The following is a 13,204-nucleotide window of genomic DNA, read 5'->3' as shown; positions in this document are numbered from 1 at the left end:
AACCAGCAACCGTTGGCGCTCGCGGATGACGGTCGCCTGTGCTTGGCGCGGCGGTCGTACGCCCGGTGACTCCTTGGGCCCAGGCGGACCTGCGGCAGGGCGCATTCGTACATCTGGCCATCGTTCAGTTGACGAGCAAGGTCGCTGAGGATGCGCGGCCCGTCCCGGCGACCGGACGCGATTGGCGTCACAACCTCAACCCGCCACTGAGAAGACGTTGCGGACGTAGGTCGTCTGGCTCCGTCAGCCGCTGAGCCGATGGCCAGGGTGCCAAGCATGTCATCGTCGGCGTCTTGCCCGCCGCCGCGGCTGATCAGTGACGAGCTGTGGGCGCTGGTCGAGCCGCTGATCCCACCGCCCAAGCCGGCCGTGCACGGCCGCACCGGCCGGCCCCGCACCTCCGATCGGGACGTGCTCGAAGGCATCGCGTTCGTGCTGGCCACCGGCATCGGCTGGACCACGCTCCCGCGCGAGCTCGGCTACGGGTCGGGCTGGACGTGCTGGCGCCGGCTGCACGAGTGGAACGACGCCGGTGTGTTCGACCGGCTGCACCGGGCCGTGCTCGACAAGCTCGGCATTCGGGCGACCTACACTGGTCGCGGGCCAGCCTCGACAGCGTCGCGTTCGGGCGACAAGGGGGTGAGCTGACCGGCCCGAACCCCACCTATCGGGCCAAGCGCGGCACCAAGTACCACCTGCTCGTCGATGCCTGCGGGCTCCCGCTCAACGTCGCCGTCTCCGGCGCCAACCGCAACGACAGCATGCTGGTCGAGTCGATTTTGGACTCCATGCCGGCGATTAGGCGCGGCGGCCGCGACCCATCTGCGTCGGCGACCGATCGAGCTGCACGCCGACAAAGGGCTACGACGTCCCGCGGGTGCGCCGCTACCTGCGTCGCCGCGGGAGCACCGCGCGGATCGCGCGGATCGCCCGGATCGGCCGTGACTCCAGCGCCCCCCTCGGCCGGCACCGCTGTGTCGCCGAACGCACCTTAGGCTGCTCTCCTACAAACGCCTCGCGCTGCGCTACGACCGCACCGCAAAGACGATCACCGCGCTGGTCCGTCTCGCCGTCACCCTCATCTGGGCCCGACGCCTCCCGAGCGACTAATGCAACGCCTTCTAAGCGGGGAGCCGAGCTCGAGTCCACGGCCCCAGGGATACAGAGCCCCATCGCTGGTCAGCGGGGCACCTCGCATGGCTCAGCGTCCCGCGTGGATGAGACACGGATCGCATCCCGGCTCTCGCTCCGCGGATTGCCGCCTATGTCGACCGGGCAGCTCCTACATGGCTGGCGCCGAGTGCGCTCCCACATCGGTGCTTGGATGGCTAGACTCCGCCTCCCAGCAGTTCCGGTACGCCCATCACAGACACGCGGCATGCGAGGTGGGGGAAATGGCGTCCGCTGGCGAGCAGTACTGTTCCGAACTGGCCCGAAACCTGCGCTTCTTGGCGGCCTGGCCGCCCGGCATAAGAGTGGCGATGGGGGATATTGGCGTGCTCGACGGTGGAGTCTTCATGCCATTAACGTCACTCCGACAATTCGGAGTAAAGCCTGAAGAAACCGCTCCCGTCGATTCGAATATGGATTTTGAGTACGCGAGCACCGGGGCGGTGGAGCTTGGGTTCAAGGCGAAGGGGGAGGTCAACCCCCTCGTACCTCACCTCCCAATTGACCAGGCGGGCCTGGGCATCAATTTCACCCGGCAGAATGCAACGGTCTTCAGAGCCTCAGGCGGGTCTCATCGCAGATTTGCGGATGAGGCGGAGCTGAAGACCGAGATACGCTCATTGATCCGAGCCGGACGTTGGGATCGGGACTGGCACGTGGTCACGGATGTCATCACGGCGCAAGCAACCGCGGCCCTGGTATCACAGTCCGCCGGTGCGGGTGTCGAAGTCGCCGTATCCGCCAATATCAAGGCTGGCGGTTTGGAACTACTTACCCTCGACACTGAGGCCCGGATCGTCGCAAGTCGAAGTATGCAGATTGCGATTATCTCAAGCGGGCACTTGACGCCACTATTCCGAGCAAAGCGCGTTCGGCGTCGCTGGTTCTCCCCCGATATTCAACTGAAGGGCTCGTACAGCGACGATTTCGAGCGGATCGTCGATGAGGACGAGGACCTGTTCGACCCGGACGACGACGTGTTCCAGGACATCCCGGTTTATGAAGGGCTCGTGGCGACATGACTGCTGGCGTGGTGGTTATGAATGCCAGCGCCGTTGCCTTGGCGGCCGATAGCACGGTCACGATCCCCTATCGAGACGGGTCCAAACACTACAGAGGTGCGTCGAAGCTACTGGCGCTTCACTCCAAGGATCCCGTCGTAGTCTTCTGGTACGGCAGTCCCGAATATCTCGGGAGTCCGTGGGAGGTCCTATTCAAGGATTTCCGGTTGGTGGAGTCTGCAACGAGGGATACGGTTGGCGACTACGCCACTGAACTCCTCCAGTTCATCGACGCCGAGATGGCAAAGTCGGCACCATCGCCAGCTCGTGCGCCGGCAGCTGCCGCCTTGGCGAGCCAATCTTCACTCGGGCAACAAGGGCGCTGCGCATCAAGCCCGCCGACCCGGTTGAGGCGGTCCAAGACGAGATAAACCGCTATATGAAGAAACTTCGTCCGCGAAAGCGCGTGCTGGAAGATGAAGTTGTAGAAAGCTACAGCCCCCTGGAAGCATGGTTGAGCCAAAGGCTCGACCGTTTGCGCGCTGAAAGCGGACTCCTTCCTGAGGGAGCCGCAGCCGTCCTGCGCAGAGCTGCTCTATCGGCTTGGACGCACTTATCTCCACACGAGCCGTACCACACCGGAGTTGTGATTGCGGGGTATGGGTGCAAGCAGCGCTTACCGAGCATGTGCCATCACCTTATTGGCGTGCCCGTCGGAGAGCATGTAAGGCAAGCCTCGGCCGATGCGGTTTCTGTCACAACAGATCGACCTGCCATCATCGTTCCTTTTGCCGTGAATGACCATGTGCGACTCTTCATGGAAGGGATCCACCCAGACCTACGTCGCTGGTTCGGCGGCGTCCTTGGCGAGCTCAACGAAAGGCACGGTGTAGAGGCGGCGGTCACCGACCGATTCAATCGACTGTTGGACGATCGAATTAATGATCACGGACGGCAAGTAATTGATGCAGTGCGCTTCCTGCCAAAGGCAGACCTTGCTGAGTTCGCTCGGCAGATGGTGGCCTTCACTGCTTTCAGATTGCGAATGTCCATGGCGGTCGAGGTCGTCGGAAAGCCCATTGACGTCGCCGTGGTTTCGCGGGCGGAAGGCGTTGTCTGGGTGCGGAGGACTCAATACTTCCCGTCCGAGCTCAACCCTCAGCTACTTGCACGCGAGTGGTAGAACGGGGCTCGCTCGACGTGGCCTATCGCCAATCTAGGACATAGATTCGCCCAGTTCCCCACCGGGCCCAGGCCGTACTCCAGCGTTTGCGCTCGTCGTGCGGGCTAGCGATTTGGCCGACCCAAGGAGTTGTGGGCCGATCAGCTCTGCGGGTCGCTTGAGCCGTGGCCGAGTCGTCAATGAGCGGAGGCAGTGGCGTCCATGCGGTTTGGTGCGCGCCGAACCGGATAGGCGTTCGCTCGAAAGCGGTATCACATGAGATCATACGAAGTATATGGGGATCGGCCTGCTGCGGTTGCCGGTCGGGCCGCGCGACTCGCAGCGGCCCGCGGCCGGCTGCGACCCATAGCGGCCGATGGCTCGATGCGCACGCACGTCAGGATCCCCTGCGGCTTGGCGCGAGCGGAGGCCGAGCCGTTGACGGAGTGCGTCAGCCGCTTGTGAGGGGCGTGGTGGGGCCGCTAGCCCTTAGAAGACGTTGCATTAGTTGCTCGGGAGCCGGCGAGCGCAGATGAGGATGACCGCCAGCCGGGCCAGCGCGGTGATGGTGACGGTGGTGCGGTCGTAGCGCAGTGCCAGGCGTTTGTAGAACAGCAGCCAGCCCAGCGTGCGCTCGACCACCCAGCGATGCCAGCCCAGTCGCTGGCTGGAGTGCACGCCGATGCGGGCGATCCGGGCGGTGATCCCGCGGCGCCGCAGATAGCGGCGGACGCGGGGGTTGTTGTAGCCCTTGTCGCCGTGCAGCTTGGCCGGTCGGCGTCTGGGAGTGGCCGCGGCCGCCGCGCTTGATCGCCGGCATCGAGTCCAGCACTGGTTCGACGAGCATGCTGTGGTGCCGGTTGGCCGCCGAGACCAGCACGTTGAGCGGTAGTCCAGCGGCGTCGACGAGCAGGTGGTACTTGGTGCCGGCCCTGCCCCGGTCGGTGGGATTGGGTCCGGTCAGCTCACCCTCCTTTTCGCCCGGACGCTGACCGAGTCCAGGCTGGCCCGCGACCAGTCCAGCTCGCCTTGCTCCCCGAGCCGGTCGAGCACGGTCTGGTGGACGCGGTCGAAGACGCCCGCCTCGGCCCACTGGCGCATCCGCCGCCAGCAGGTCCAGCCCGACCCGTAGCCCAGCTCGGTGGGCAACTTGGTCCACCCGATCCCGATGGACAGCACGAAGGCGATGCCCTCGAGTACGTCCCGGTCGGAGACCCGCGGGCGGCCGGTGCGCCCGTGCACCGCCGGCGGCTGCGGCGGGATCAGCGGCTCGAACAGCGCCCACAACTCGTCACTGATCAGCCGGGGCGGCGGGGAAGACGCCGGCAAGGACATGCCCGGCAGCCTGCGTCAAGCCGTCAGGACGGAACAGAGCCCGAAGCCCTACTTCTGCAACGTCTTCGTAGCAAGCCGCTCCCGTGTCGCTCAAGCGCTGCAGGACCGGCGCGTCCCGCATGGCGCGGCAGTAGTCGCCGTCACAGTCGTAGCGGCCGTAGACTCCCCGCATGCGGTTGACAGATTTGGTCCATGACCCGTATTCGGGGTTCAGCGACGAGGATGAGCGCAGCGGAGCTGAGGCCGAAGGGCGGGAAGCGGTGCGCGAGGCGCTACAAGGGACTGAATCGGCCGAACCTGAGATCCCGGAGCCGCGAGGCCGCGGACTGAAGCGTCTGTTGAGCCCTCGGCGCTGATTTCTAGCTCCATGGCTCGTCCCCCTGCTCCGTCCATCAGTCGGTGACTGTTAGCCCGTCCTCGATCACCCGCTAACACCCCCTGATAGCACCGTTCGACCCACCCAGCTCCCGTCGGTGAGGATCTGCTGCGGCAGCCCGTGCCGGCGCAGCGCCGCGGCCAGCCCGTCACACACCGCCCGGGTCCGCTCGGCGGACATCAGCGCCGCACTGACGCAGTAGCGGGAGTGGTCATCGAGCCCGGTCAGCGCCTTGGCCGTGGCAGCCCCGACGATTGCCCGCTGCCTGTTCGTCGCGACCTCGGACACGAGGTCGCCGCTCCCGTCCTCCGAGGCGCTGGCCGCCGTCCGCCCTGGCGTGCCGCCTGGCGGCGACATGGCCGCCCACCGGGCTATCAGCGGCCCCACTTCCCTTTTCGGTCCCTGACGCACGGATCGACAACCTGCACTCCCGTCGCCGGCGCGGCTGGCCACCGTGTTGACGGGCACACCCAGGGGTGTGAGAACGGCGCGATTGCGGCGCAGGGCGGCCTACCCGATGGTGCCGGTGCCAGTGCCGGTGTGACCGCGGATGGGGCCCGTCACAGAGGTCGGGCACTTCCATCAGGACAGGCGGGCGTGGGAGCCGTCGCGTCGCGCCGGGCCCGGCACGTCGAATCCCCGACCGCTGCTAGACGCCACGATTGCCCTGAGGGCCCCATCCGGAAGATTCTGGAAGCACGGCTGTCGTCACCGCCGGTGCCGACGGCCCAGGTCCGGCGGTCGAGCAGTGGCCGTCGGACCGCCCTCGGCCTCGTCGGGGCTGGCGCGGACGAGGGTCACTCGGAGTGGTGCGCGGGCGGCTCGGACTGCTGTGGGGACGCGGGCGGTCCGCGGTCGAGGAGGTCGTCGACGAAGCGGCGGAGCGGCTCGTCGACGGCGTCGCCGGGCGGGGGCGAGGACAGCGGGACGCGGTAGGCGCGGTAGCTGTCCTCGAGTGCCTCGTTGAGGGCCTGGGCGAGGATGTCCTGCTGGAAGGTCTCCAACGGCACGAGTCCCTGCAGGTAGCCGTCCAGGTCGAAGGCGTCGCCGGTGCCACCGAGGGCCACGTAGCGCAGCCACAGGTCCTGCACGGTTAGCTCCGCGCGGACCCGGGCGGCGTCCATGCGCCGGTGGGGCTCGTCGCTGGTCATGGTCGGCGATCGGTCAGCCGCGGGCATTGCGGGCGACCGCTGCGGCCACGAGGGCGGAGGCCACGTCGTGGACTGGGCGGCCGGTGCGCCGGGCGGTAGCGGCGAGGGTGGCGAACGCCTCCTGCTCGCCGGCCGCGCCGGTGGCGATGAGCACGCCGGTGGCCCGGGCGACGGTGTCCCGGCTGGCGAGTGCCTCGGTCAGCTGGCGGCTGAGCCGGCGGGCCTCGGCCAGGCTCTGGGTGTTGGCCAGCAGGATCGCGGCCTGTCCGGCGAGCAGGCGCATGACGTGCTCGTCGTGCGGGCCGTAGTTCATGGGGCGCTCGCAGTAGACCTTCATCGCGCCGATGGACTCCTCGCCCACCAGCAGGGGTGCGCTGAGCACCGAGCGGACTCCCAGCGCGCTGACCGCCTCGTTCCAGCGGGGCCAGCGGCCGTCGGTGGTGGTGTCGTCGATCCGGACCAGCTGGCGGGTGCGCCAGGCGGTCAGGCAGGGTCCCTCGTCGAACTCGTACTGCAGGGCGTCGGCCTGCTCGGCGGCGGTGTTGGACGCGGCGCGGGAGCGTTTGCCGTGCTCGTCGACGACGGTGACCGCGGCGCCCAGCGTGCCGGCGGTGGTGGTCGCGGCCAGGCTGGTGACCAGTGCCAGGGCGGTGTCGACGGTCTCCCGGGACAGCACCAGCCCGGCCATCTGGTTCAGCGCCGCGCCGAGGTCCACCGGCGGGGCCAGGACCGGATCCTCGAAGGGCTGCGGCGCGGCTCCGTCGGCGTGCTGAGCGGGGTCGGTCATGGGTCCGTCCAGAGATCGTGCTCCGTGGGGTGACGGCGGGTGGCTGTGCTCGCCACGGCCGATGCGTGCGGCGGCCCGGCGCTCAGCTGCCGCCGTCGGGTGGTGGCCGGCGGATCGCGGGCGCGGCGGGGAGCTCGCCGGTGAGCACCAGGTCCTCGGCGATGTCGCGCACCTTGCGGTTGGTGTGCATCGAGGCCTCGGCCAGCAGCCGGAAGGCCTGCTGGGCGGTGAGCCCGTACCGCTCGACGAGGATGCCCTTGGCCTGTTCGATGACCGAGCGGAACTCCATCGCCTTCTGCATGTTCTCGGCCAGTTCCCGGGCGTCCTGCAGGGCATCCATGTTGGTCAGCGCCGCACCGGCGTACGCGGCGAAGTCGGCCAGGGCGGACCGGTCGTCGTCGCTGAAGGCTCGCGCGGTGCGCGCATACACGTTCAGCCCCGCGGCCAGGTGCGGCGCGGGCACCGGCGCGGCGAGTGAGCTCAACGCGCCGTGCTCGAGGAAGACCGGCACGTACTCCGGCCACCGGTCCTCGGCGCGGGCGTCGAGGATCTCGGTGAACTGGCCGCTCATCGCTGCGTCCAGGCACGGACCGTAGCCGCGCTCGTACTGCGTCTCGTCGAGCTGCTCGGCCAGCGGGCCGGTGAAGGCCGCCGTGGTGGGGCTCCCGTCGCGCATCAGCGTGATCGACACGTCGGCGGCCCCCGGCAGCGCCTGCTGCACCAGCTCGACGATCCGCTGCAGCACCGACGGCGGAGTGTGGTCGGCCAGCAGCAGCCGGCCGAGTTCGTCCAGCGCCGCCCGCGTGCGCGGGCTCGAGCGATCCGTGGGACCGGCCATGCGCCTGGTCCTCTCCACTTCGGCTGGTCGGCCGCGGAGACTCCGGACCACCCCAGCGCCGGCGGCGAGAGCACCCGTGGCTGGAGCGTCACACCGCCGCCGTGCGCCGCCGGTCACGCCGCTTCCACGGCACACCGACGGCACTGTGCACGGTACCCGACATTGGCGCGGAGGGCAGGGGGCGTCCTGCCCTGGCGCCCGGGACCCGGCCGCGCCAGGATGGTGATGCCCGCTGTGCAAGGGTGCAGCCTCCGCCCGAGCGCGTCGACCCCGGACAGGGATCAGGATTCCACCGGCAGGTCCGGGCACACCCCTCGAACAGCACCGGAGGCACACCACCGTGGCGAGCGACCTGGACCTGGCCCGCCGCAACACCGTCCTCGGCGGTCTGGACGAGGGCGCCCTGGCCGCCCTGCTACCCGACCTGACCGAGATCCCGCTGCCCGCCGGGCAGGTGCTGCACGAACCCGGACAGGCCGTCGGTGAGGTGTACTTCCCGCTGGCCGGCGTTGTCTCCGTCCTCGCCGACCTCGGCGACGACCAGACCGTGGAGATCGCCACCATCGGCCGGGAAGGCGTGGTCGGCATCTCGGTCTACCTCGGCGCCGCCGCTCCCAGCGAACGCTCCCTCGTGCAGGTCCCCGGACGGGCCCTGCGCATGGCGGCCCAGGACCTCCGCCCGCACCTCGCCGACGTCGACGACCCGCTCACCGCCATGGTCCGGCGCTCGGCGCAGGCGTTGTTCACCCAGGTCTCCCGCAACGCCGCCTGCAACCGGGTGCACACCGCGCGCCAGCGCGCCGCCCGCTGGCTGCTCACCACCGCCGACCGGATGGACAGCCCGCGCTTCGAGCTCACCCAGCACTTCCTCGCCCAGATGCTCGCCCTGCGCCGCACCTCGGTCAGCGAGGTCGCCCAGTCCCTGGCCGAGGACGGCTCCATCACCTACACCCGCGGCCGCATCACCATCACCGACCGGCCACGCCTGCAGACCCACGCCTGCAACTGCTACGAGGCGATCCGCCGAGCCACCGACGCCGCGCTCTCGGCGCGCTAGCTGCAGTGTCCACGAGCGTTGTTGACGGTCGGCCGCCGATGACGCCGGGGTCGCGGCATCGCCCCCGCGGTCCGTTGCTGCCGTAGCCTCTGATCACCTGCAAGGGTGCGGGGCGGGCCGAAGAGCCGGGCTTGCGGTGAGCGAGACGCTCTCCCCGCTGCGGGCGGACGCGATCGCCTGCCTGGAAACGCGGAAAGGTCCGGTCGCGTTCTTCGACCGCGACTGGTGCATCCGCTACGTGAACCCGGCGACCTCCGCGCTGCTCGGCCGGCCCGCCGCCGAGCTGATCGGGCGCACCATCTGGGTCGCGCTGCCCGAGCTGGGCGGCACGATCTTCCACAGCTTCCTGCTCCGGGCCCGCAGCACCGGCACGCCGGTGACCTGGTCGGGCTTCTATCCGCCGGTCGGTCGCTGGCTGGAGGCCACCACGGTCGTGGTCGACGAGATGGGTGATGTCGGTGTGGGTGACCACCATCCGCCCGGCATCGTCGACCCGGGAGGCCTGGACGTGGAACCAGACCAGGCCGCCCTCGACCGGGACGGCGCAGTCGTGGGCGAAGGTGTCCTCGGTGCCGGCGGCGAGGGCCTCGAGCCCCTGGCGGAGGGTGCGGGCGTCGAAGGGGGTGACGTGGCGCAGCGCGGCGTCGTGGTAGCTGGTGCCCGTTGCGCGCAGCTCGCGGGCCTCGCCCTTGCGCTCGCCGAAGGCGTACCACTGTCGGTTGGTGGCCAGGATCGTGCCGTCGGCGTCCAGCAGCACGGTGGCGGCGGGGGAGACCTTGAGTGCGGCCCGCAGCAGTTCGGTGCGCGCGGCCTGCTCCTGAGCTGTCCGGCGGAGCTCGTCGACGTCCCGGAAGAAGACCGACAGCCCGGTGGCGTCGGGAAAGGCGCGGACCTCGAACCACCGCCGCCACCGGGCCTCCAGGGTGATCAGGCTCACCGGCACGCGGTGCTCGACGGCCTCGTGCAGCGCCCGGTACAGGTCACGGTCGACCCAGTCCGGGAACACGTCCCAGACGCTCCGGTCGACCAGGTCGGACGCGGGGTGGCCCAGCAGCCGCTCGGCGGCGGCGTTGACGAGGGTGAAGCGCCACTAGCGGTCGACCCGGCAGACCGCGTCGGTGGTCGAGGTCAGGGCGGCGGCCTGGGCGCGGGCGGTCCGCAGAGGTGCGTCCCAGGAGATCTGCCAGTCCTCTTCGCCGTTCGCCGCGTCGGGCACCGTGTCGCTCCTGAGTTCTGCGAGGTCGCCGGGGATGTCGGACGGGTGGCGTCGGCCGTCTCGACCGGCACCGGTCACGGCAGGTTCATCCGAACATTCCCTGCCCTCCCACCGGTGGCGGGGAGATGTCCCCGACTGGCCCAGTCAGGGATGCCTCTCCGCCACCGGGTTTGGCGCAGGGTCCGTGCAGGCGGGTCGCGTCAGCGCCGAGGTCGCCCGGTCAGGAGCGTGTCGGTCTCATCGGACCGGTTGGCCGGATGGGCATGCACGCCGGTGAGTTGCCGGACCGTTCGCCACTGGCCTGGTGCCCAGGCACGGGCCAGCAGGCCGTCCTCCGACAGCGCGACCAGGGCTCCGCCCTCCGTGGCCAGCAGCCCGGCCTCGATCGTCTCGTCCTCGCGGTCGGTGACCTGCACCGTCCAGATCGGCATCCCGTGCTCCCCGGCTTGCGGCGCCGCTTCTCGGCGCCTGGTTCCAGCAGACAACGGGGCTCGGTGGGAGGTGGCAATCGCGCCTCGGCGCGTCATCGCTGTGCGTCAACGGAACGGCATAGGGCGAAATGAGGGAGGTCGGGATCGGGGCCCACCTTGTCTCCCCGCGGCCTCACCTGGGTCCCGGCCTTGTGCCGTTTCGGGCGAGCAGCGTTACCTGGAGAGGCACCTGCGGTCGAGCGTCCACCCCAACGGCGTCTGGGGCCGGCCCGCCTTCGGTGCACCGTCAGCTGCGGAGTCGCCAGCTCATGATCCGTTGGAACCAAGTGCCCTGAGGCGGATACATCGACAGGCGTAGGAGCCGGTCACGGCGCAGAGCGGGTGACGGGAGTCGAACCAGCACGGTCAGCCTGAGCAGATGGTGCTCGAGGCCGTGGCGGGCGTCGACTCGGTAACGGGCACCGGCGCACCGCGAAGGCGCGTAGGCTCGTGCGGACGCCCGGTCGAGCACCTGCGCGTCGATGTTGCGTCAGGCAGCGGCGTAGCGTATTGCGGAACCCACCTTGGGGTTCGCCGCCGAGGTCACACCCCGGTATCAATCAGACCGGAGGCCCACGGTGGCCGGCAGCGAGAACCAACGATCCACCGAAGCCGAAAAGGCACTCGAGCACCTGGGCCAGGTGTCCCTGCAGGAACTCTCCATGGAGACCCTCCTGCAATCGATGGCCGACCTCACCAAGAGGGTCATGCCCGGCCACCCCGAGGCGTCGGTCACCCTGCTGGTCAAGGACCAGCCGAGCACCGTCGTCGATACCGGGCCTCTGGCCCTCGGCCTCGATGAGGTCCAGTACGACCGCGGGGACGGGCCGTGCCTGCACACCGCCCGCAACGGCGTCCTCGTCGAGATCGGCGACACGCGTGTAGACAGCCGGTGGGCGGACTATGGGCGGTACGTCGCCGAACACGGCGTCCTCAGCGTGCTGGCCGTGCCGTTGGTTCTCACCGGGGAGGAGCAGGTCGCGGGATCGCTGAACGTCTACGCCCGGAGGCCCAACGCCTTCGACGAGGTCAGCCGGGCGGTGGCCACCGGGTTCGCCCCCTACGCGGCGGTCGCCGCCGGGACCGTCCAGGCGTACCGCGGCGCCCGGACGACGGCCGACAACCTCCAGATCGCGCTCGAATCCCGAGCGGTCATCGAGCAGGCCAAGGGCATCCTGATCGAGCGCCACAAGTTGACCCCCGACCAGGCATTCGACGCCCTGTCCACCATCTCGATGAACAAGAACGTCAAGGTCCGCGACATCGCCGAGCACCTGGTTCTCACCGGTGAACTCCCACTCGTCCGGACCCGGTCCTCGCAATCCGCTTACCGGGCGATCCAGGAGCGAGGCCACTAGCGTTCCTCGTAGGTCCCTATGCAGCCGCGGCGGCCACCCGGGGGGCATGCCGCGGTCAGGCCCCGCCACTCCTAACCGCGGGGTGGCGGGGCCGCCTTCCTCACTGAGGAGGGAACGTCGCGATGCCACACCCTGCCCTCGATCCGTCAGGTCCGCCCGGGCGCAGGGTCAGGCCTCGAGTCTCCGGGTGCCAGCGGTTGTGTCCCGGTACTGCCTGCGGCAGGGGGAGGGCGGAGGGCGACTGCCGCGCCCATTCGGGCGCCACCACCTCCAGCTCCGGTGCCACCACCCAGCTCAGTCGCGTGCTTGGATCCTGGACGTTAGCCGGCATGGTCCTGTCGGCGGTCCGGGGCCACTCCGCCGGATCAGGGCAGGACCTGGCGCTCTCCGCCGGTGCGCCACTCCAGGACGACGATGCTGGCGTCGTCCTGCAGCTGGTCGGCCTGGTGGTCGAGGACGTGGCGCATCAGGCGGCGGACCATCTCGGGTGCGGGCTGGCTGGCCGCCGCGGCGGCGCTGATGAAGTCGGCCAGCCGCTGCTCGCCGAAGAACTCCCCGTCCGGGGAGCGGGCCTCGGTGATGCCGTCGGTGTAGAGCAGCAGCCGGTCGCCGGGCTCCAGCCGGATCTCGCAACAGACCGGCTTGTCCTCCTGCAGGCCCAGCGGGCGGGCCGGCGGGCACTGCCGGAGCCGCACCAGCGACGAACCGCGCAGGATCAGCGGGGCGGGGTGGCCGGCGTTGATCCACCGCAGCCGACCGGTGCCGATGTCGAAGCGGGCCAGGACGGCCGTGGCGAAGCGACTGCCCCCGAGCTGGGTGGCGATGGCCCCGTTGACCTCGGCGGCGATGTCGGGCAGGTCCAGTGCGTTGCGGCGGGCGTGCCGGTAGGCGCTGATCGCGACGCTGGCCAGCACCGCAGCCGGCAGCCCGTGCCCGATCGAGTCGATGACCAGCAGCTCGGCGGTGTCGCCGTTGACCGCGTAGTCGAACGAGTCCCCGCCGATGTCATAGGCCGGCTCCAGCCCGCCGGTGATGACCACCCGGTCGGTGCCGAAGGTCAGCGGCGGCAGCAGTTCCCACTGCATCTCCGCGGCCAGCGACAGCGTCTTGCGCCGGCGCAGCCGGGAGAACACGTCGGAGTAGGCGTCGCGCACCACTAGACGAGTAAGTCCTATCGACCCGGAGGGTCGAAGGGCGCTGTAGACGCGGACGGAGGGTGTTCAGGCTCGGGTTGTGACGACCGACCTCAACACCCTCCTGACCGCACTCTACGTCCGCATCGA

Annotated in this window: 10 protein-coding genes and 5 pseudogenes; 6 read left to right on the top strand and 9 right to left on the bottom strand. The window is 69.5% G+C overall.

The features are described from left to right. Positions 1-276: 276 nt before the first annotated feature. The 3 genes and pseudogenes from ACI79C_RS12140 (at position 277) to ACI79C_RS12130 (ending at position 3,354) form a co-directional block, all read left to right on the top strand. Positions 277-1,110: pseudogene (locus tag ACI79C_RS12140) on the top strand (IS5 family transposase). A 284-nt stretch (positions 1,111-1,394) separates the two neighbouring features. Beyond that, positions 1,395-2,192 carry a hypothetical protein gene (locus ACI79C_RS12135; protein ID WP_456945910.1) on the top strand — a complete coding sequence of 266 codons (798 nt, stop codon included), beginning with the start codon at positions 1,395-1,397 and terminating at the stop codon, positions 2,190-2,192. Between the two features lie 685 nt (positions 2,193-2,877). Then, positions 2,878-3,354 carry a hypothetical protein gene (locus ACI79C_RS12130; protein ID WP_456945909.1) on the top strand — a complete coding sequence of 159 codons (477 nt, stop codon included), beginning with the start codon at positions 2,878-2,880 and terminating at the stop codon, positions 3,352-3,354. Positions 3,355-3,837: 483 nt separating this feature from the next. Here the strand turns inward: ACI79C_RS12130 and ACI79C_RS12125 are convergent. From ACI79C_RS12125 to ACI79C_RS12105, 5 genes and pseudogenes are all read right to left on the bottom strand, one after another. Next, a pseudogene (locus ACI79C_RS12125) lies at positions 3,838-4,668 on the bottom strand (IS5 family transposase). A gap of 457 nt (positions 4,669-5,125) precedes the next feature. Next, positions 5,126-5,284 (bottom strand): annotated as a pseudogene (locus ACI79C_RS12120) (IS481 family transposase); the annotation flags it as partial. 557 nt (positions 5,285-5,841) lie between these two features. Then, entirely contained in the window at positions 5,842-6,195 is a 354-nt protein-coding gene (locus tag ACI79C_RS12115; RefSeq protein WP_456945908.1) for a hypothetical protein, read from the bottom strand. Positions 6,196-6,208: 13 nt separating this feature from the next. Continuing rightward, the gene (locus tag ACI79C_RS12110) at positions 6,209-6,982 is read right to left on the bottom strand and encodes a GAF and ANTAR domain-containing protein (protein WP_456945907.1); all 774 of its coding nucleotides are present in this window, start codon (positions 6,980-6,982) and stop codon (positions 6,209-6,211) included. An 82-nt stretch (positions 6,983-7,064) separates the two neighbouring features. Continuing rightward, positions 7,065-7,820, bottom strand: coding sequence for an ANTAR domain-containing protein (locus ACI79C_RS12105; RefSeq protein ID WP_456945906.1), 756 nt, complete (start codon positions 7,818-7,820; stop codon positions 7,065-7,067). Positions 7,821-8,160: 340 nt separating this feature from the next. Between ACI79C_RS12105 and ACI79C_RS12100 the strand changes: the two genes are divergently transcribed. Together ACI79C_RS12100 and ACI79C_RS12095 are read left to right on the top strand one after the other, a co-directional pair. After that, positions 8,161-8,877 (top strand): Crp/Fnr family transcriptional regulator, encoded by a 717-nt coding sequence (locus tag ACI79C_RS12100; RefSeq protein WP_456945905.1) that lies wholly within the window; start codon positions 8,161-8,163, stop codon positions 8,875-8,877. Positions 8,878-9,013: 136 nt separating this feature from the next. Beyond that, positions 9,014-9,271: pseudogene (locus tag ACI79C_RS12095) on the top strand (PAS domain-containing protein); the annotation flags it as partial. Between the two features lie 63 nt (positions 9,272-9,334). On the opposite strand, the pseudogene ACI79C_RS12090 reads toward ACI79C_RS12095, so the two are convergent. The 3 genes and pseudogenes from ACI79C_RS12090 to ACI79C_RS12080 form a co-directional block, all read right to left on the bottom strand. Continuing rightward, positions 9,335-9,952, bottom strand: a pseudogene (locus ACI79C_RS12090) (PAS domain-containing protein); the annotation flags it as partial. A gap of 15 nt (positions 9,953-9,967) precedes the next feature. Continuing rightward, positions 9,968-10,093, bottom strand: coding sequence for a hypothetical protein (locus ACI79C_RS12085; RefSeq protein WP_456946041.1), 126 nt, complete (start codon positions 10,091-10,093; stop codon positions 9,968-9,970). 200 nt (positions 10,094-10,293) lie between these two features. Next, positions 10,294-10,524, bottom strand: a complete 231-nt coding sequence (locus ACI79C_RS12080; RefSeq protein ID WP_456946040.1) for a hypothetical protein — start codon at positions 10,522-10,524, stop codon at positions 10,294-10,296. Between the two features lie 617 nt (positions 10,525-11,141). Between ACI79C_RS12080 and ACI79C_RS12075 the strand changes: the two genes are divergently transcribed. Further along, the gene (locus ACI79C_RS12075; protein WP_456945904.1) at positions 11,142-11,921 is read left to right on the top strand and encodes an ANTAR domain-containing protein; all 780 of its coding nucleotides are present in this window, start codon (positions 11,142-11,144) and stop codon (positions 11,919-11,921) included. A 365-nt stretch (positions 11,922-12,286) separates the two neighbouring features. On the opposite strand, the gene ACI79C_RS12070 is transcribed toward ACI79C_RS12075, so the two are convergent. After that, positions 12,287-13,078, bottom strand: coding sequence for a PP2C family protein-serine/threonine phosphatase (locus ACI79C_RS12070; protein ID WP_456945903.1), 792 nt, complete (start codon positions 13,076-13,078; stop codon positions 12,287-12,289). Positions 13,079-13,204 lie beyond the last annotated feature (126 nt).

Source organism: Geodermatophilus sp. SYSU D00697 (assembly GCF_054050175.1).
The sequence above is the reverse complement of the archived record's forward strand: the minus strand, read 5'-3'. Positions and strand labels throughout refer to the sequence as shown.

Excerpts from the sequence above, each read along its gene's own strand:
- ACI79C_RS12135 (WP_456945910.1), top strand. The coding sequence starts at position 1,395 with ATGGCGTCCGCTGGCGAGCAGTACTGTTCCGAACTGGCCCGAAACCTG.
- ACI79C_RS12115 (WP_456945908.1), bottom strand. The coding sequence starts at position 6,195 with ATGACCAGCGACGAGCCCCACCGGCGCATGGACGCCGCCCGGGTCCGC.
- ACI79C_RS12110 (WP_456945907.1), bottom strand. The coding sequence starts at position 6,982 with ATGACCGACCCCGCTCAGCACGCCGACGGAGCCGCGCCGCAGCCCTTC.
- ACI79C_RS12105 (WP_456945906.1), bottom strand. The coding sequence starts at position 7,820 with ATGGCCGGTCCCACGGATCGCTCGAGCCCGCGCACGCGGGCGGCGCTG.
- ACI79C_RS12080 (WP_456946040.1), bottom strand. The coding sequence starts at position 10,524 with ATGCCGATCTGGACGGTGCAGGTCACCGACCGCGAGGACGAGACGATC.